The organism is Roseicyclus persicicus (genome assembly GCF_012395815.1).
Classification (GTDB): Bacteria; Pseudomonadota; Alphaproteobacteria; order Rhodobacterales; family Rhodobacteraceae; genus Roseicyclus; species Roseicyclus persicicus.
The window spans coordinates 229425-246655 of sequence record NZ_JAAZQQ010000007.1 but is presented as its reverse complement, the minus strand read 5'-3'; the positions used below and the strand labels follow the sequence as shown (position 1 = coordinate 246655).

The window sequence follows — 17231 nt, the reverse complement described above, 5'->3', positions numbered from 1 at the left end:
GGGCCCATTCCGCGTCGCTCATCCAGTAGTGCCCCTTGCCCATGATCCCCCTCCCGGATGGTCGCGGACACTGAATCACCACAGGAGATACTTGGGAATCCCTATTGAGTACGGAGCCTAGCGCTTGCGCTCGGCCAGCACGCGGCGGCGGCGCGGCAGCAGCAGGTGGTCGGGCAGCGCCTCGCCCGCCTCGCAATAGGCCAGCGACCGGGCCAGCCGGTCGGCCCGCGTCAGCGCCAGCAGGAACACGCCGAAGCCCACGGCCGCGTTGGCCGCGACGCCGAAGGGCGCGTATTGCGCCACCAGCGTCGAGGACAGCCCCAGCAGCAGCACGCCCCAGACCTGCACCTCGGTCCGCATCGCGGTGGCCATCAGGTGCGCCGAGCGTTCCGCCGGCGACTCGCCGGGCAGCACCCCGAACCAGCGGAACAGGAACAGCCGCCGCCTCTCGGCGGTGAAGCGGTAGCCGGCGGGCAGACGGTCGCGGCCGAACAGGTCCGAGGTGATGTTGTCCTCGAGCCAGCAGATCCGCAGCAGCGCCAACAGCGCCAGCGCCCCCACCAGCCCGAAAGGCAGCCACAGGGTCGCCAGCGCCCCGGCCCCCACCAGCATCCCGCCCGTCACCACATGCCCTGGCCGCATCCGCCGGATCCTCCGCCTGCCCTGCCCCGCCCGGCCAGCATGGGGGCGGATCGTGGCAAATGCAAAGGATTTGCACGGTGACATATTACCTTTCCTGAATATGTTTGCCGCGCTAGGGTGCCGCCATTGACGGGAGGAGACACCCCATGCAGATCACCCGACGCCGGATCCTGACCACCGGCACCGCGGCGCTTGCCGCCGCCACCCTGCCGATCCGGGCCTGGACGCAGACCACGCTCAGGATGGGCGACACCGAGATCACCACGCTCTCGGACGGCACGCTCAGCCTGCCCGCCGACTTCATCTTCGGCCCCATGCCGCAGGACGAGCTGGCCGCGCTGCTGCCCGGCCTCGGCATCGACCGCGGCGCGGCGCTGACGCCGCCCTGCAACCTGACGCTCCTGCGCCGCGGCGACGTGCTGGCGCTGTTCGACGCGGGCTCGGGCACCGCTTTCCAGCCCACCGCCGGCAGCCTGCCCGACGCGCTGGCCGCCGCCGGGATCGACCCCTTCGACGTGACCCACGTCGTCTTCACCCACGGCCACCCCGACCACCTCTGGGGCGTGCTCGACGATTTCGACGAGCCCTATTTCGCCAACGCCGAGCACATGATGGGCGGCATCGAGATGGACTACTGGATGGACGAGGCCACCGTCTCGACCATCGGGGCGGAGCGCGCGGCCTTTGCCGTGGGCGCGAAACGCCGGCTCGATGTGATCGCGGGCGACGTGACCCGGTTCGGGGACGGCGACGAGGTGCTGCCGGGCGTGGTCGCGGCGCTGACGCCGGGGCACACGCCGGGGCACATGGGCTTTGTCATCGGGTCGGGCGCGGACGCCGTGATGGTGCTGGGCGACGCGATCGGCAACGACCACGTGGCCTTTGCCCGGCCGGGCTGGATCTCGGGCTCGGACCAGGACCCCGAGGCGGCGGCGGCGACGCGGCTGGCGATGTTCGACAGGATCACGGCCGACGCGATGGCGGTGATCGGCTTCCACCTCGGCCAGGGTGGGATCGGCACGGTCGAGCGGCTGTCCGAGGGCTACGCCTTCCGCCCCTCGGCCTGAGGCGCAAGAAAAAGGGGGCGCCGGCAAGGGCGCCCCCGAGGTTCGCGTATCAGGCTCTGATGTTCCGCCCGAAAGTTTCTGCCTGCGGCCTGATCCGCGTCAGGGGCGAGCGCACCCGCCCCGGAACTCTGGCGCGCAGCTAAATGCCGCGCGCCACATTGTTACTTCCTGTTCGGACGCTGCGTGAGCGCCGACGCCGCCGCCGTTTTGGCAGCTTTGCTTGCCTTCGGGTCGCGGAGAACTCGTGCCGCAGCAGAAGCCGCCTTGGCACTCGTCACTTCCTTGTTGCCCTTACGATTGGCCATGGCCAAATCTCCAAGCTGTCCACAGTTTCGGAGCAAAGTTGGGTACATCCCTGTGCGAAACCTGTGGGTGGGTCAGCGCGTCCTTGATCTGCAGATGCGTCCGTGTCTGTCTCCTCGGTTAGTCGACCCTCTGGGCCGATCTGCTTTGCCTCTCACCCACGCTGATTAAGTGAGGGGCGAGCGAGGGGCTGGCGTTGCAGCGCCAGTCCCTCACCCTCGATCTCTCAGCTGCACCCGCTCGTCGCGCCGCAGGTGTTGCACTTCATGCAGGTGCCGTTGCGCACCAGCGTGTAGTTGCCGCATTCGCCGCAGGCCTCGCCCTCGTAGCCCTGCATCCGGGCCTTGGTGGCGGCGTCCATGCTGACGGTTCCGGTGCTGACCGCCGTGGTCGCGGCGATGGCCGCCACGGTGCTGCCGCCGGTCCGGGTCTCGGGCACCAGGGTCTCGAGCGCGACCACCGGGTCTGCCCCGCCCTGGAGCACGATCAGCTCCTGCGGCGCGCGCTTGCGGAGGTAGCCGGTCGAGGCCACCTGCTTGAGCACGTCGATGGGCGACGAGCCGCGGCTTTCGGGCACCTCGCGGACGTTCGACACGCCTTCCTCGGCGCCCCGGCCCACGTCGTCGAAGGACGTGCCCTGCGGGGCGACATGGGCGAGGTCGGTCCGGTCGAGGTAGGACACGGCCAGCTCGCGGAAGATGTAGTCGAGGATCGACGTCGCGTTCTTGATCGAGTCGTTGCCCTGCACCATCCCCGAGGGTTCGAACTTGGTGAAGGTGAAGGCGTCGACGAATTCCTCCAGCGGCACGCCGTACTGCAGGCCGACCGACACCGCGATGGCGAAGTTGTTCATCATCGCCCGGAAGCCCGCGCCTTCCTTGTGCATGTCGATGAAGATCTCGCCCAAGCTGCCGTCGGCGTATTCGCCGGTCCGCAGGTAGACCTTGTGGCCGCCCACGATCGCCTTCTGGGTATAGCCCTTGCGGCGGTCGGGCATCTTCTGGCGGTGGGCCTTGATGATCTCCTTGATGACCACCTTCTCGACGATCTTCTCGGCGATGACCTGCGCCTTTTCCATCGTGGTGCCGGTTTCCAGCACCTCGGCGGCCTCTTCGTCGTCCTCGACCAGCGCGGACGCCAGCGGCTGCGACAGCTTGGAGCCGTCACGGTAGAGCGCGTTGGCCTTGACCCCCAGCGACCAGGACAGCTCGTAGGCCTTCTGGCAATCCTCGATGGTGGCCGAGTTCGGCATGTTGATCGTCTTGGAGATCGCCCCCGAGATGAAGCTCTGCGCCGCCGCCATCATGTGGATGTGGCTGTCGACCGACAGGTAGCGCTTGCCCTTCTTGCCGCAGGGGTTGGCGCAGTCGAACACGCTGTAGTGCTCGGCCTTGAGGAAGGGCGCGCCCTCCAGCGTCATGGTCCCGCAGACGTGGTCGTTGGCGGCGTCGATCTCTGCCTTGGAGAAGCCCAGGTGGCGCAGCATGTCGAAGGTCGGGTCGTTCAGTTTGGCCGCCGGGATGCCCAGCGTCCGGGTGCAGAACTCGGCCCCCAGCGTCCACTGGTTGAACACGAAGCGGATGTCGAAGGCCGAGGGCAGCGCCGCCTCGATCTTCTCGATCTCCTTCGCGCCGAAGCCGTGGCCGATCAGCGCCGTGTGGTTGATGCCGGGCGCGTTGCCCAGCGTGCCGTGGCCGACCGCGTAGGAGATGATCTCCTCGATCTGGGACGAGCTGTAGCCCAGCGTCTCCAGCGCGCCCGGCACCGAGCGGTTGATGATCTTGAAGTAGCCGCCGCCGGCCAGCTTCTTGAACTTCACCAGGGCGAAGTCGGGCTCGATCCCGGTGGTGTCGCAGTCCATCACCAGGCCGATGGTGCCCGTCGGCGCGATCACGGTGGCCTGCGCGTTGCGGTAGCCGTGCTGCTCGCCGAGGCTGAGGGCCTCGTCCCAGGCCTGCTTGGCCAGGTCCACCAGCCGCGCGTCGGGGCAGTTGGCGTGGTCCAGCGCGACCGGGTTCACGTTGACCGCCTCGTATCCCTCGGTCTTGCCGTAGGCCGCGGCGCGGTGGTTGCGGATGACGCGCAGCATGTGCTCGCGGTTGCGGGCATAGCCGGCGAAGGGCCCGAGCTCCGAGGCGATCTCGGCCGAAGTGGCGTAGGCCACGCCGGTCATGATCGCGGTCAGCGCGCCGCACAGCGCCCGGCCCTCGGCCGAGTCGTAGCCCAGCCCCATGTTCATCAGCAGCCCGCCGATGTTGGCGTAGCCAAGGCCCAGCGTCCGGAAGTCATAGGACAGCTGCGCGATCTCCTTGGACGGGAACTGCGCCATCATCACCGAGATTTCCAGCGTCAGCGTCCAGAGCCGCGTGGCGTGGATGTAGCTCTCGGCGTCGAACTTGCCGCCCGAGTAGAAGGTCAGCAGGTTCATCGACGCGAGGTTGCAGGCCGTGTCGTCGAGGAACATGTATTCCGAGCAGGGGTTGGAGCCCCGGATCGGCCCGTCCTCGGGGCAGGTGTGCCAGGCGTTGACGGTGTCGTGGAACTGGATGCCCGGATCGGCGCAGGCCCAGGCGGCGTGGCCGACCTTTTCCCACAGCTCGCGCGCCTTGAGCGTCTTGGCGACCTTGCCGCCGACGCGGTTGATCAGCTGCCAGTCGGCGTCGTCCTCGACCGCCTTGAGGAAGGCGTCGGTCACGCGGATCGAGTTGTTCGAGTTCTGGCCCGAGACCGAGGAATAGGCCTCGCTGTCCCAGTCGGTGTCGTAGGTCGGGAACTCGATCGAGGTGTAGCCCTGGCGGGCGTAGTCGAGCACGCGCTTGACGTAGGTTTCGGGGATCGCGGCCGATTTCGCGGCGCGGATCGCCTTTTTCAGCGCGTCGTTCTTGGCCGGGTCGACCGCGTCGTCCAGCGCGCCGTCCCAGGCGCCGATGGCCGCGAAGATGCCGTTCAGCATCTTCTCATGGGTCTTGGAGCCGGCGACAAGGCTCGCCACCTTCTGCTCCTCGATCACCTTCCAGTCGATGAAATCCTCGATGTCGGGATGGTCGGCGTCGACGATCACCATCTTGGCCGCGCGGCGCGTGGTGCCGCCCGACTTGATCGCGCCGGCCGCCCGGTCGCCGATCTTGAGGAAGCCCATCAGGCCCGACGACTTGCCGCCGCCCGACAGCCGCTCGCCCTCGCCGCGCAGCATCGAGAAGTTGGTGCCGGTGCCCGAGCCATACTTGAACAGCCGCGCCTCGCGGACCCAGAGGTCCATGATGCCGCCCTCGTTCACCAGGTCGTCGGCGACGCCCTGGATGAAGCAGGCGTGCGGCTGCGGGTGCTCGTAGGCCGAGGCCGACTTGGTCAGCTTGCCGGTCTTGTAGTCGACGTAGAAATGCCCCTGCGACGGGCCGTCGATGCCATAGGCCCAGTGCAGGCCGGTGTTGAACCACTGCGGGCTGTTCGGCGCCGCCATCTGGCGGGCGAGCATCAGCTGCATCTCGTCGAAATAGGCCTGCGCGTCGGCCTCGGTGGTGAAGTAGCCGCCCTTCCAGCCCCAGTAGGCCCAGGCGCCCGCCAGCCGGCGGAACACCTGCCGCGCGCTGGTCTCGCCGCCGTAGCGCTTGTCCTCGGGCAGCGCGGCCAGCGCGGCGTCGTCGGCCACGTGGCGCCACAGGAACTCGGGCACGCCCTTTTCCTTGACCGGCTTCAGCGCCGCCGGCACGCCGGCCTTGCGGAAATATTTCTGCGCGATCACGTCCGAGGCGACCTGGCTCCAGCCGGCCGGCACCTCGACGTTGTCGAGCTTGAACACGACGGTGCCGTCGGGGTTGCGGATCTCCGACGTGGTCGTGGTGAAGTCCATGTCGGCATATGCATCTGCGCCGGCCCGGGTGAATCTGCGTTCAATCTTCATCTGGCTGCCTCTTTCCGCCTAATGGTCCCTTCCGCGCGGTCTGCCAGCGTCGTTGCGCTCTGACCGTCTTGGTCTTCCTCGCGGACGAAGAGGCCCCCGCGGCCCGGCGTGCACCGGCCCGATGCCCCGGAACTGCTCCGAGGCGGTCACCTGATCTGTCGTGGGTTACTTCCCCGTCCCCGCCGGCCCGCACCATATCTTGTGTCGTTGCTGCCGGCCCACACAAACTGACGTAGGGCGGCCCGCTCGGTCAATCGTTTTTTTGCCCGGCCCGAACCCAATTTTCGGTTGAAAACCGGGTCGCCCGCGATCCGCGCCCGGCGTGGTCCGATTCTCGCCCGCGGGCCGGCCGGACCGGACGGCGCGCAAACCCCAGTGTTTTCGGGTGAAATCACAGCGGGGCCTGGGCGGGCCCGGCGGCGGCGCGCCGGCAGATCGGGCGGCGCGCGGCCTGTCCCCGTCCGTCACGAAACGGACACACTATCTTGTGGAGAACCTTGGCACGGGCCGCGAGGGGCCCACCAGATCAGGATGCGCCTGCCCGATCTTCTACCAGATGTAGTGGTATGGCGGGAATGGTCGGGGCGGCGAGATTCGAACTCACGACCTTCTGTACCCAAAACAGACGCGCTACCAGACTGCGCTACGCCCCGACGCCCGCCCTGTTACAGCCCCGGCCGCGGCTTGGAAAGACCGAAGCCTAGTCGCCCGCGCAGGGCCAGGCCGCGTCCGCCTGGTCAATCGCGGGGTGGCGCATCTGGTCGCCTTCGGACAGGCCCAGCTGCGCGGCCAGCCCGCCGTTGATCTCGAGCACGTACTGGATGTCGTCGCCGCCGGGGATCGGCGTGCGGTCGAGCGGCACCGCCTCGGCATGGATGCGCCGCACGGTGCCGGTCTCGTCGGCGAAGATCATGTCGAGCGGGATCAGCGTGTTCTCCATCCAGAAGCTCACGCTCTGCGGCCGTTCGTAGACGAACAGCATCCCCGACATGCGCGGCATCTCGGGCACCCGCATCAGGCCCTGCGCCCGCTCCTGCGGCGTGTCGGCGATGGCGACGCGGAAGCGCACGGTGCCGAAGTCGCCGCGAATCTCGACGCGGTCCTCGCTGCAGGCCGCGCGCGCCGCGCCCGGCATCACCGCGACGGCCAGCACGGCCGCCGCGAACAGGGATGTCAGGCGCATCGGCCCTCCGTCAGACGTAATCCCAGGCGCGCACCTCGGCGGCCATCTTGCCCCGCGGGCCGTCGACGACCTTCATCGCCACGGCCTCCCCCGGCAAGAGATCGGCCAGCCCGCAGCGGCGCAGCACCTCGGCATGAACGAACACGTCCTCAGGATGGCCGAAGATGTTGCCGAAGCCAAAGCCTTTCGCCTTGTCGAACCACTTCACCCGAACGGGCACGAAGGGCACGTCCGGCGCGATGTCCTCGCCAAAACCCGCCCCGGCGGCGGCGGCGCCCTCGGGCGGGGCGATGTCCAGCACTTCGCTGGCCTGCACGCCCCGCGGCGTGACCTGCACGCGCACGGTGATCCGCGCTTCCTCGGCCACCGATCCCTGGCCGAAGTTCCTCAGTACGTTCGCGTGGAGGAGGATGTCGGGCCCACCGTCATCGGCGACGATGAACCCGAACCCCTTTCCCACGTCAAACCACTTCACCCGGCCCTCAACCACGCGAGTGCCGTCTTGCGTTTCATACGCCATACTGGCTTGTCCCGTCCCTGCCCAAACTGGGCGCTATCCCTGCCCCTAGATTTGGAGCCGGCAGGCGTCAGACACAAGGTAAAAATATCGAACCAATTCAGCCCCGTGCAATTTCGCGCTTCGCTAAATTGCCCGTTGATGATTGTCATTGACAGGCGTTTGCAGCCAGACTCAGGGGTTCAGACGATCCACCTGCCAGGGCGATCCGGGCCCCTCGCGGCGCCAGCGGAACCGGTCGTGCAGCCGGAACGCGCCATCGGCCCAGAACTCTATCTCGACCGGCGTGATGCGGAACCCACCCCAGAACGGCGGGCGGGCGGGGTTGGGGCCCTGCTGGGCGGTCACCTTGGCGACCTCGGCCATCAGGGCCGCGCGGCTCGACAGGGGCTGGGACTGCTTCGAGGCCCAGGCGCCGAGCCGGCTCTTGAGCGAGCGCGAGGCGTAGTAGGCGTCGGCCTGCGGCCCCTCTTCCTTGGTCACGGTGCCGCGCACGCGCAGCTGCCGGCGCAGCGATTTCCAGTGCATCACGAAGGCGGCCTTGCCGGCGCCCATGATCTCCTGCGCCTTGCGGCTTTCGTAGTTGGTGTAGAACACGAAGGCCCCGTCGCCGCCGCCCGGCGCCTCGATCTCCTTCAAAAGCACCATGCGCGCGTTGGGCAGGCCGGTGGCGTCCACGGTCGCCAGCGCGATGGCGTTGGGGTCGTTGATCTCGGTCGCCTCGGCCTCGGTCAGCCAGGCCTGCGCGATGACGAAGGGGTCGTCCCCCGCGAAAATGCCGGTCCGGTCGCTCATCTCCTGCCCTCCTGACACCTGTCCATGGCCGTGGCAGCTAGCGCCCGGCGGGGCCGCCTGCAAGCCTGCCTCTCTTGAAGCGCAGCGGGCGATGGCTTACCAGACCTTGGCACAGGCAGCGGCGGATGGGGAAGACGATGGGGTTGATGACGGGCAAGCGCGGGCTCATCATGGGGCTCGCCAACGACAAGTCCATCGCCTGGGGCATTGCCAAGGCCGTGGCCGCCGAGGGGGCCGAGCTGGCCTTTTCCTACCAGGGCGACGCGCTGCTGAAACGGGTGCAGCCGCTGGCCGAAAGCCTCGGGTCCACGCTGATGGTGCCCTGCGACGTGGCCGACGAGGCCTCGGTCGACGCGCTGTTCGAGCGGCTGCAGGCGGAATGGGGCAGCCTCGACTTCGTGGTCCACGCAATCGGCTTTTCCGACAAGAACGAGCTGCGCGGCCGCTACGTCGACACCTCGCCGGCGAACTTCGCCATGACCATGAACATCTCGGTCTACAGCTTCACCGCCGTCTGCCAGCGCGCCGAGAAGATGATGCCGAACGGCGGCTCGCTCCTGACGCTCACCTATTACGGCGCCGAAAAGGTGATGCCGCATTACAACGTGATGGGCGTGGCCAAGGCGGCGCTGGAGGCGTCGGTGATGTATCTGGCCGAGGATCTGGGCCGCGACGGGATCCGGGTGAACGCGATCAGCGCGGGCACGATCAAGACGCTGGCGGCCTCGGGCATCGGCGATTTCCGCTACATCCTGAAATGGAACGAGTACAACTCGCCGCTCCGCCGGACGGTGACGCAGGACGAGGTCGGCAAGTCGGCGCTGTATCTCCTGTCCGACCTGTCCAGCGCGGTGACGGGCGAGGTGCTGCATGTCGATTCGGGCTACCACGTCATCGGCATGAAGAACCCCGAGGCCCCCGACCTGGTCCTCGAGCGCAATGGAAAGGCCGAAGCATGATCACGCCGCTGCCGCACGAGAAGGGCTTTCACGTCTCCTGGGACCAGATCCACCGCGACGCCCGCGCGCTGGCCTGGCGTCTGGACAAGCGCGGCCCCGGCCCCGACGGCTCCTGGCGCGCGGTCATCGCGATCACGCGGGGCGGCATGGCGCCCGCGATGATCGTGGCGCGCGAGCTGGACATCCGCATGGTCGATACGATCAGCGTGAAGAGCTACAACCACCAGACCCAGGCCGAACCCGTGGTGCTGAACCGGCCCGACGACGCGCTGATGGGCGACGGCGAGGGCGTGCTGGTGGTCGACGACCTGGTCGACACCGGCAAGACGCTGGAGGTGGTGCGCCAGCTCTACCCCAAGGCGCATTTCGCCACCGTCTACGCCAAGCCCAAGGGCGAGCCGCTTGTCGACACCTTTATCACCGGGGTGAGCCAGGACACCTGGATCTTCTTCCCCTGGGACATGGCGCTGCAATACGTCGAGCCCTACCGCGGCAAGGACTGAAAATCTTCTAGAAGATTTTCGGTCGGCAAGGTCTTCTAGAAGACCTTGCTGTCCAGCGCCTCGGCCAGCACCGCCCGCACCGCGTCGGTCGGCACGTCGTCGGCGACGAAAGCCTGCCCGACCCCGCGCGCGAGGATGAAGCGCAGGCGGCCGTCCTGCACCTTCTTGTCCTGCGCCATCAGACCCAGCAGCCCCTCCACCCCCGGCAGGTCGCCCGGGATCTCGGACAGGTCGCGCCGCATCCCCATCGCGGCCAGATGCGCGCGCACCCGGCTCGGGTCCTCCTGCGAACACAGCCCCAGCCGCGCCGACAGCTGGAAGGCCAGCGCGCAGCCGATCGCCACCCCCTCGCCATGCAGGAGCCGGTCGGAATAGCCGGTCGCGGCCTCGAGCGCGTGGCCGAAGGTGTGGCCGAGGTTCAGGAGCGCGCGGTCGCCCTGCTCGGTCTCGTCGCGCACCACGATGTCGGCCTTCATCTGCACCGAATGGCGCACGGCCTCGGCGCGCAGGCCCGCGTCGCCCGCGGCCAGCGCCGGCCCGTTCACCTCCAGCCAGTCGAAGAACCCGGCATCGCCCAGCAACCCGTATTTCGCCACCTCGCCGTAGCCCGCAAGGAAATCGCGCGGGGCCAGCGTGCCCAGCACGTCGATGTCGGCCAGCACCAGGCTCGGCTGGTGGAAGCTGCCGACCAGGTTCTTGCCGTGTTCGGTGTTGATCCCGGTCTTGCCGCCGACGGACGAATCCACCTGCGCCAGCAGCGAGGTCGGCACCTGCACGAAGCGCACGCCCCGCCGCAGGATCGCGGCGGCAAAGCCCACCAGATCGCCGATCACCCCGCCGCCGAAGGCCACCACCACGTCGCGCCGCTCGACCTTTTCGGCCAGCAGCCAGTCGACCACGCGGATCAGATGCGGCCAGCTCTTGGTGCCCTCGCCCGGCGGCAGCACCAGCGCGGCCGAGGTCACGCCGCCAGCCGCCAGCCCGGCCTCGAGCGTGGCCAGGTGCAGGCCCGCCACCGTCTCCTCGGTGACGATCCAGACCCGTTTCCGCCGCAGCAGCGGCGCGATCTCCGCCCCCGCCCGCGCCAGCAGCCCCGCGCCGATCCGCACGTCGTAGGCGCGCTCGCCCAGCGGCACATGCACCGTCACCGTCATTCCGCGTAGCCCTCCACCGCGCCCGCGCGCGCCAGTTCCGCCATCACCCGGTCGCCGGTGTCGTCGATCGACCAGCCGGGCTCCACATGCACCTTGAGCGGCGCCAGCGCGTAGACCGGCGCGCGTTGCGCCAGAAGCTCGGTCAGCGTCGCCTTGGGGTTCGCCGTCTTGAGGAGCGGCCGGGTGTTCTTGTGCCGCACGCGGCTCCACAGCAGGTCGAGGTCGGCCTCCAGCCACAGCACCGCCGCCCGCGCCGTCAGGAGCCGGCGGTTGGCCTCCGACATCCAGGCCCCGCCCCCCGTCGACAGGACGCAGGGCGGCCCCTCCAGCAGGCGGGCGATCACCGCGCTTTCCTTCTCGCGGAAGAAGGGCTCGCCGTAGCGCTCGAAGATCTCGGGAATCGACAGCTGCGCCGAGGCCACGATCTCGGCGTCCGAGTCGCGCATCTCCACCCCCAGCCGCTGCGCCAGCGCGCGGCCCACGGCGGTCTTGCCCGCGCCCATCATGCCGATCAGAACCACCGTGCGCACAAGGCGCCCGGCGCCCTCCCGGCGGCCCTCCTCACGCGATTGTGGCGTCGTTTCGCCCATGACCCCGAAAAAACTTTCCCCTGACTGGCGCAATTCCGCCGCTCATGGCTTATAAGGAATTGAGAACGGCGGCAAACGCCGATCCGCAAGGCGGGCACCCCGCACCCGCCGCGGAGATGAGGCAAGGCAATCACGGGGGGCAAGGGCGCAGGCACATGGGGCGCATCATCCGGTTTCTTCTCCTGCTGGTCGTGCTCGGCGTGCTGGGCCTGATCGGCTATTCCTACTCGGGCTACCTCGTGCCCGATCAGACCACCGTCACCACCCCGGTCGACCTCGATGCCGGGCGCGACTGACAGGGGCGCGGCGCTGCTGCTGGCGGCGACGCTCCTCGCTGCGCCCGTGGCCGCGCAGCAGGCCCCGCCGCCCGGCCCCGGCCTGACCGACCTGCCCGAGGTCGCGGTCCCCGGCTGGCTGTCCGACACCGTGACCCGCCCGCACGCCAATGTCGCCACCTCCGCCGCGCCGCCCGAGGTGACGGTGATGCCGCTGGGCGCCGTGACGCTGGACGCGGTGGGCCTCCTGCCGGGGTCGATCACCGGCCTGCCGCCCGGCCTCTGGGGCGCCTCCGAGGCCGAGACGCTGGCCCGCCTGTTCCGCGCCCAGCCGCTGCAGGGGCTGCCCGCCATCCAGGCCTTCACCGAGACGCTGGCGCTGGCCGAGCTCGACCCGCCCGCCGACGCCGCCGCCGACGACCCCGACCTGTTCCTCGCCCGCGTCGACATGCTGCTGGCGCGCGGGGCGCTCGACCCCGCCCAGGCCCTGATCGAACGCGCCGGCCCCGCCAACCCCGAGGTGTTCCGGCGCTGGTTCGACGTCTCGCTGCTCAGCGGCCACGCCGACCGCGCCTGCCAGGCCATGTCCGCCAGCCCCGACATCGCCCCCACCCTGCCCGCGCGCATCCTGTGCCTCGCCCGCAGCGGCGACTGGGCGGCGGCGGCGCTGACGCTCGACACCGGCGAGGCGCTGGGGCGCATCACCGAGGCCGAGGCCGACCTGATCGCCCGCTTCCTCGACCCCGAGCTGTTCGAGGGTGAGCCGCCCTTGCCGCCCGACCCCGCGCTCACGCCGCTGTCCTTCCAGATGCGGGCCGCGATCGGCGAGCGCCCGGCCACCACCGGCCTGCCGCTGGCCTTCGCCCATGCCGACCTGTCCGACCTCGCCGGCTGGAACGCCCAGCTCGACGCCGCCGAGCGGCTGACCCGATCGGGCGCGGTCGAGCCGGGGCAGTGGCTGGCGATCTACACCGCCCGCGTGCCCTCGGCCTCGGGCGGGGTCTGGGACCGGGTCGCCGCCCTGCAGCGCCTCGACGCCGCCATCCTCGCCGGCGACGCCCCCGAGATCGCGGCCCGCCTCGCGCCCGCCTGGACCGCGATGGAGGCCGCGGGGCTGGAAACCGCCTTCGCCGAGATCTACGCCGAGCGCCTGCTGCGCACGCCCCTGACCGGCGAGGACGGGCTCCTGGCCCGGCGCATCGGGCTCCTGTCCTCGCTCTACGAGACCGTCGCGCAGGCGGCCGTGCCGCAGACCCCGGACGAGCGCTTCGCCTTCGACGTGGCCCGCGGCCTGCCCGCCGCCCCGTCCGGCGCGGCCGACCTGACCGCGCAGGCCGTGGCCGCCGCCTTCTCCTCCGATCCGCCCGAGCATCGCTACGCCTGGTTCCTGCAGAACGACCGGCTGGGCGAGGCGCTGCTGCGCGCGGCGCTGGTGCTGTCCGACCCCGCCCGCGACCCGGGCGACATCACCGACGCGCTGACGCTCTACCGCGCCGTGGGGCTCGAGGACGTGGCCCGCCGCACGGCGCTGCAGCTCCTGCTGCTGCGGGGCTGAGGCGATGGCCCCCCTGCCCGACGCGCGGTGGATCTCGGCCTTCCTCGACGCGCAGGCCGCCGAACAGGGTGCGGCGCGCAACACGCGGCTGGCCTATGGCCGCGACCTGGCGGATGCCGCGGGCTGGCTGGCCCGGCGCGGCGCCGCGCTGGCCACCGCCGACCGCGCGGCGCTTGAATCCTACCTCGCGTCGCTCGACGCCGACGGCCTCGCCCCCGCGACCCGCGCCCGCCGCCTCTCGGCCCTGAAACAGCTCTACCGCTTCGCCGTCGACGAGGGCTGGCGCGCCGACAACCCCGCCCTGCAGATCAAGGGCCCCGCCCGCGCCCGCGCCCTGCCGAACACGCTCACACTGGCCGAGGTCGACGCGCTGCTGGCGGCCGCGGAAACCCACGGCCGCAGCGCCGCCGACCGCCTGCGCGACAGCTGCCTGATGCAGGTGCTCTACGCCACCGGCCTGCGCGTGACCGAACTGGTCTCGCTCCCCGTCGCGGCCGTCCGCGGCGACCCCCGGCTCCTCCTCGTGCGCGGCAAGGGCGGCAAGGAACGCATGGTCCCCCTGTCGCCCCCCGCCCGCGCCGCCATCGCCGCCTGGCTCGCCCACCGCGACGCCGAGGCCGAGCGCCTGCGCGCCGAGACCGGCGCGAGACCCTCGCCCTTCCTGTTCCCCTCCCGCAGTGCCGAGGGGCACCTGACCCGCGTCCGCTTCTTCACGCTGATCAAGGATCTCGCCGCCACCGCCGGCCTCGACCCGGCCCGCGTCACGCCGCACACGCTGCGCCACGCCTTCGCCACGCACCTGCTGCAGAACGGCGCCGACCTGCGCGCCATCCAGACGCTGCTCGGCCACGCCGACATCGCCACCACCGAGATCTACACCCACATCCTCGACGAGCGCCTGAAGCGGCTGGTTCTCGACAACCATCCCCTCGCGCGGCGCTGACCCGCCCCATCTTCGCGTCCCAGATACCTCCGGGGGTGAGGGCCGATCCGGCCCTTGGCCGGCGATCGCTCCGGTGGAGCGATCGAGGCGCGCCCGGGCGGAGCCCCGGGCCATGGGCGACGGGGGTTCGCCATCGGCGCGCCCTTGGTCCGAGCGACAGCGGCGATGCCGCCCCTGCAACACCGTCCCACATCCCGCGATGGTCCACCTTGAAGCGCGGCCCGCCGCACCCCATAACCGCGGCATGGACCCCGCCCTTTCCGAGACCGCTTCGGCCCTCTCCGACCCCGCCACCTGGATCACCGCCTCGGTGATCCTGTTCCTCCTCCTGTGCTCGGCCTTCTTCTCGGGCTCCGAGACCGCGCTGACCGCCGCCTCGCGCGGCAAGCTGCGCTCGATGGTCGACCGCGGCGACAAGCCCGCCAAGGGCGCGGAGCGCGCGCTCGGGCTCAAGGAGGACAACGAACGCCTGATCGGCGGCATCCTTCTGGGCAACAACCTCGTCAACATCCTGGCCACCTCGCTCGCCACCGCGCTGCTGACCGCGATCCTTGGCGAGGGCGGCGTCGCCATCGCCACGCTGGTGATGACGGCGCTGGTGCTGATCTTCGCCGAGGTGCTGCCCAAGACCTACGCCATCAACGACCCCGAACGCACCGCGGCGCGCATCGCCCGCCCGGTGACGCTGGTGATCGCGGTCATGGCGCCGGTGGTGACGCTGGTGCGCCTGCTGGTGCGCGGCGTGCTGCGGCTGTTCGGGGTGCGCATCGACGCCGGGGCCAACATGCTGTCGGTGCACGAGGAAATCATCGGCGCCCTGTCGCTCGGCCATTCCGAGGGCACGGTGGAAAAGGAGCAGCGCGACCGGCTCCTCGGCGCGCTCGACCTGCACGAGCGCACCGTCGAGGAGATCATGCTGCACCGCTCCGGCATCGAGATGATCGACGCCGACCTGCCCGCCAGCGAGATCCTCAAGCTGTCGCTGGCCAGCAACCACACCCGCCTGCCGCTCTACCGCGGCCACCAGGAAAACATCGTCGGCGTGCTGCACGCCAAGGATCTCCTGCGCGCGATGCACCGGCTGATGGACGACGGCAAGGTCGAGCAGGCCGAACTCGACGACTTCGACATCCTCACCGTGGCGATGAAGCCCTACTTCATCCCCGAGACCACCACGCTCGACGACCAGATGCGCAACTTCCTGCGCCGGCACACCCATTTCGCGCTGGTGGTGGACGAATACGGCGCGCTCCGCGGCCTGATCACGCTCGAGGACATCCTCGAGGAGATCGTGGGCGAGATCACCGACGAATTCGACGTGCCCGACACGCCGGTGCTGGCGCCGGGCCCGGACGGGAACTTCGTGATCGACGGCGCCATGACGATCCGCGACTTCAACCGCGCGACCGATTTCCAGCTGCCCGACGAGGAGGCCAACACCGTCGCGGGCCTCGTGATCCACGAGGCGCAGACGATCCCGGTGGTCGGCCAGTGCTTCAGCTTCCACGGCTTCCGCTTCGAGGTGGCCGAGCGCGACAAGAACCGGCTGACCCGCCTCAAGGTGCGCAAGCTCGGCTAGCGCGCCCGCGCGGCCTCGATCCGGGCGCGGTCGACGGGGTCGCCGGTCGCGGCCAGCGCCCGCCGGGCATGGTCCTCCGCCGCGGCGCGCGCCGCCTCGGCCAGCCCCGCATGGCCCAGCCGCGTCAACGAGCCCAGCGCGTCCTGCAACGCGAGGTTCACCTCGAGCGCGCCGCCCGCGTGGCGCGCCACTGCGCCGAAGCCCGCATCCACCAGCCGCTCCAGCGGCACCGCGGCCAACCAGACCCGGTCGCAGCGCGGCGCGGGCTCGGGCGCGGCGGCGGCCACGGCGCCCAGAACCCGGGCCAGACGGTAGACCACCGCCACCGCCGTCTGCGGGTCGTTCACCCCCGGCGACAGCGCCCGGGTGCCGACCTCGGCCAGGGTGGCGATGGCATGGACCGGGTCCATCTCGAAGCTGCGCGCCGCCCCCACCGGGATGGCCGCGCGGATCGCCGCCTCGCTCTCGTCGCCGGGGCTGCGGCCACCGACGACACGGGCCAGGAGGTCGCCCGGCTGCACGAAGCTGCCGACCGGGCGCAGCACGTAGATCTCGGCGTCGAGGAACGCCGCCGCCTCCTGCAGCGCGCCCTCGTAGACCTGCTCCACATGCCCGGCGCGGGTGGCGTGCACGCCGGTGCCGCCGGCGGGGGGATGGGCGCCGGGGGGCAGCACCTGCGCCCCCTGCGCGGGGCTGCGCGCGAAGCCCGCCACCGCCTCGGCCGCGCGCGCCTCGATCGCGTCGAGCGTGAAGGACAGGCTGCCGAAGCCGTCGAGGTGCACGATCCAGCGGATCATCGTCACCACGATCCACAGCGCCACCGCCACCGTGACCGCGAAGAGCACCACCAGGTCGTCCTCGCCGAACACGCCCGCCGCGCGCAGGATGATGCCGATCAGCGCGTAGAGGAACGCGCCCAGAAAGGTCGCCAGCACCGAGTGGGTGACCGTGTCCTGCCGCAACAGCTCCTGCCCGCGCGGGGACCACTGCCCCTCGGCGCGGGAAAAGCCCGTGACCATGACCGTCAGCGAAAAGGTGGTCACCGCCAGCATGGAACTGGCCAGCACCTGCAGGATGGCGTCGACCGCCCCCGCCCCCACCCGACCGGCCAGCCCCGGCGGCAGCCAGGGGCCCGCCACCGCCGCCAGGCCCAGTGCGACAAGGTTCAGCACCGCGACCAGGATCACCCGCACATGGATCCGGCGCGCCTGCTGCCGCGCCCATCGCCAGATCGTGCCGAACATTCGCCTCGCCTCCGCGCCGCG

Annotated in this window: 15 protein-coding genes and 1 tRNA gene; 7 read left to right on the top strand and 9 right to left on the bottom strand. The window is 70.3% G+C overall.

The window, feature by feature from the left end; genetic code table 11:
• Window positions 1-117: 117 nt before the first annotated feature.
• Window positions 118-642 carry a hypothetical protein gene (locus HCU73_RS18105; protein WP_168624889.1) on the bottom strand — a complete coding sequence of 175 codons (525 nt, stop codon included), beginning with the start codon at window positions 640-642 and terminating at the stop codon, window positions 118-120.
• Between the two features lie 146 nt (window positions 643-788).
• Between HCU73_RS18105 and HCU73_RS18100 the strand changes: the two genes are divergently transcribed.
• Window positions 789-1709, top strand: coding sequence for an MBL fold metallo-hydrolase (locus tag HCU73_RS18100; RefSeq protein WP_168624888.1), 921 nt, complete (start codon window positions 789-791; stop codon window positions 1707-1709).
• Between the two features lie 529 nt (window positions 1710-2238).
• Here HCU73_RS18100 and HCU73_RS18090 read toward each other — a convergent pair.
• From HCU73_RS18090 to pdxH, 5 genes are all read right to left on the bottom strand, one after another.
• Window positions 2239-5913: a vitamin B12-dependent ribonucleotide reductase gene (locus tag HCU73_RS18090; RefSeq protein WP_168624886.1), complete on the bottom strand. Its 3675-nt coding sequence runs from the start codon at window positions 5911-5913 to the stop codon at window positions 2239-2241.
• A gap of 576 nt (window positions 5914-6489) precedes the next feature.
• Window positions 6490-6566, bottom strand: a tRNA-Pro gene (locus tag HCU73_RS18085).
• Between the two features lie 47 nt (window positions 6567-6613).
• Window positions 6614-7096 (bottom strand): DUF192 domain-containing protein, encoded by a 483-nt coding sequence (locus HCU73_RS18080; RefSeq protein WP_168624885.1) that lies wholly within the window; start codon window positions 7094-7096, stop codon window positions 6614-6616.
• Window positions 7097-7106: 10 nt separating this feature from the next.
• A complete protein-coding gene (locus HCU73_RS18075; protein ID WP_168624884.1) occupies window positions 7107-7616 on the bottom strand; it encodes a cold-shock protein in 510 nt (169 codons plus the stop codon).
• 171 nt (window positions 7617-7787) lie between these two features.
• On the bottom strand, window positions 7788-8408 hold the full coding sequence (gene pdxH / locus HCU73_RS18070) for a pyridoxamine 5'-phosphate oxidase (RefSeq protein ID WP_168624883.1): 621 nt from the start codon (window positions 8406-8408) through the stop codon (window positions 7788-7790).
• 125 nt (window positions 8409-8533) lie between these two features.
• On the opposite strand from pdxH, the gene fabI reads away from it, so the two are divergent.
• Window positions 8534-9367, top strand: coding sequence for an enoyl-ACP reductase FabI (gene fabI, locus HCU73_RS18065; protein WP_275403044.1), 834 nt, complete (start codon window positions 8534-8536; stop codon window positions 9365-9367).
• Entirely contained in the window at window positions 9364-9870 is a 507-nt protein-coding gene (gene gpt, locus HCU73_RS18060) for a xanthine phosphoribosyltransferase (protein WP_168624881.1), read from the top strand. The genes fabI and gpt overlap by 4 nt, the downstream gene beginning before the upstream one ends.
• A 35-nt stretch (window positions 9871-9905) precedes the next feature.
• On the opposite strand, the gene aroB is transcribed toward gpt, so the two are convergent.
• Complete coding sequence (gene aroB / locus HCU73_RS18055; RefSeq protein ID WP_168624880.1) at window positions 9906-11024, bottom strand: 3-dehydroquinate synthase; 1119 nt, start codon at window positions 11022-11024, stop codon at window positions 9906-9908.
• Window positions 11021-11614, bottom strand: a complete 594-nt coding sequence (locus tag HCU73_RS18050) for a shikimate kinase (protein ID WP_168624879.1) — start codon at window positions 11612-11614, stop codon at window positions 11021-11023. Before HCU73_RS18050 ends, aroB begins: the two co-directional genes overlap by 4 nt.
• 155 nt (window positions 11615-11769) lie before the next feature.
• Between HCU73_RS18050 and HCU73_RS18045 the strand changes: the two genes are divergently transcribed.
• The 4 genes from HCU73_RS18045 (at window position 11770) to HCU73_RS18030 (ending at window position 15966) form a co-directional block, all read left to right on the top strand.
• Window positions 11770-11910, top strand: coding sequence for a hypothetical protein (locus tag HCU73_RS18045; protein WP_168624878.1), 141 nt, complete (start codon window positions 11770-11772; stop codon window positions 11908-11910).
• Complete coding sequence (locus HCU73_RS18040; protein ID WP_168624877.1) at window positions 11894-13444, top strand: hypothetical protein; 1551 nt, start codon at window positions 11894-11896, stop codon at window positions 13442-13444. Before HCU73_RS18045 ends, HCU73_RS18040 begins: the two co-directional genes overlap by 17 nt.
• Window positions 13445-13448: 4 nt before the next feature.
• Window positions 13449-14387, top strand: a complete 939-nt coding sequence (locus HCU73_RS18035) for a tyrosine recombinase (RefSeq protein ID WP_168624876.1) — start codon at window positions 13449-13451, stop codon at window positions 14385-14387.
• A gap of 244 nt (window positions 14388-14631) precedes the next feature.
• Window positions 14632-15966 (top strand): HlyC/CorC family transporter, encoded by a 1335-nt coding sequence (locus tag HCU73_RS18030; RefSeq protein WP_168624875.1) that lies wholly within the window; start codon window positions 14632-14634, stop codon window positions 15964-15966.
• Here HCU73_RS18030 and HCU73_RS18025 read toward each other — a convergent pair.
• Window positions 15963-17210 (bottom strand): DUF2254 domain-containing protein, encoded by a 1248-nt coding sequence (locus HCU73_RS18025; protein ID WP_168624874.1) that lies wholly within the window; start codon window positions 17208-17210, stop codon window positions 15963-15965. The genes HCU73_RS18030 and HCU73_RS18025 overlap by 4 nt on opposite strands.
• Window positions 17211-17231: the final 21 nt, after the last annotated feature.

Coding starts and splice junctions, on each gene's coding strand:
- HCU73_RS18105 (WP_168624889.1), bottom strand. CDS start 642: ATGCGGCCAGGGCATGTGGTGACGGGCGGGATGCTGGTGGGGGCCGGG.
- HCU73_RS18100 (WP_168624888.1), top strand. CDS start 789: ATGCAGATCACCCGACGCCGGATCCTGACCACCGGCACCGCGGCGCTT.
- HCU73_RS18090 (WP_168624886.1), bottom strand. CDS start 5,913: ATGAAGATTGAACGCAGATTCACCCGGGCCGGCGCAGATGCATATGCC.
- HCU73_RS18080 (WP_168624885.1), bottom strand. CDS start 7,096: ATGCGCCTGACATCCCTGTTCGCGGCGGCCGTGCTGGCCGTCGCGGTG.
- HCU73_RS18075 (WP_168624884.1), bottom strand. CDS start 7,616: ATGGCGTATGAAACGCAAGACGGCACTCGCGTGGTTGAGGGCCGGGTG.
- pdxH (WP_168624883.1), bottom strand. CDS start 8,408: ATGAGCGACCGGACCGGCATTTTCGCGGGGGACGACCCCTTCGTCATC.
- fabI (WP_275403044.1), top strand. CDS start 8,534: ATGGGGAAGACGATGGGGTTGATGACGGGCAAGCGCGGGCTCATCATG.
- gpt (WP_168624881.1), top strand. CDS start 9,364: ATGATCACGCCGCTGCCGCACGAGAAGGGCTTTCACGTCTCCTGGGAC.
- aroB (WP_168624880.1), bottom strand. CDS start 11,024: ATGACGGTGACGGTGCATGTGCCGCTGGGCGAGCGCGCCTACGACGTG.
- HCU73_RS18050 (WP_168624879.1), bottom strand. CDS start 11,614: ATGGGCGAAACGACGCCACAATCGCGTGAGGAGGGCCGCCGGGAGGGC.
- HCU73_RS18045 (WP_168624878.1), top strand. CDS start 11,770: ATGGGGCGCATCATCCGGTTTCTTCTCCTGCTGGTCGTGCTCGGCGTG.
- HCU73_RS18040 (WP_168624877.1), top strand. CDS start 11,894: ATGCCGGGCGCGACTGACAGGGGCGCGGCGCTGCTGCTGGCGGCGACG.
- HCU73_RS18035 (WP_168624876.1), top strand. CDS start 13,449: ATGGCCCCCCTGCCCGACGCGCGGTGGATCTCGGCCTTCCTCGACGCG.
- HCU73_RS18030 (WP_168624875.1), top strand. CDS start 14,632: ATGGACCCCGCCCTTTCCGAGACCGCTTCGGCCCTCTCCGACCCCGCC.
- HCU73_RS18025 (WP_168624874.1), bottom strand. CDS start 17,210: ATGTTCGGCACGATCTGGCGATGGGCGCGGCAGCAGGCGCGCCGGATC.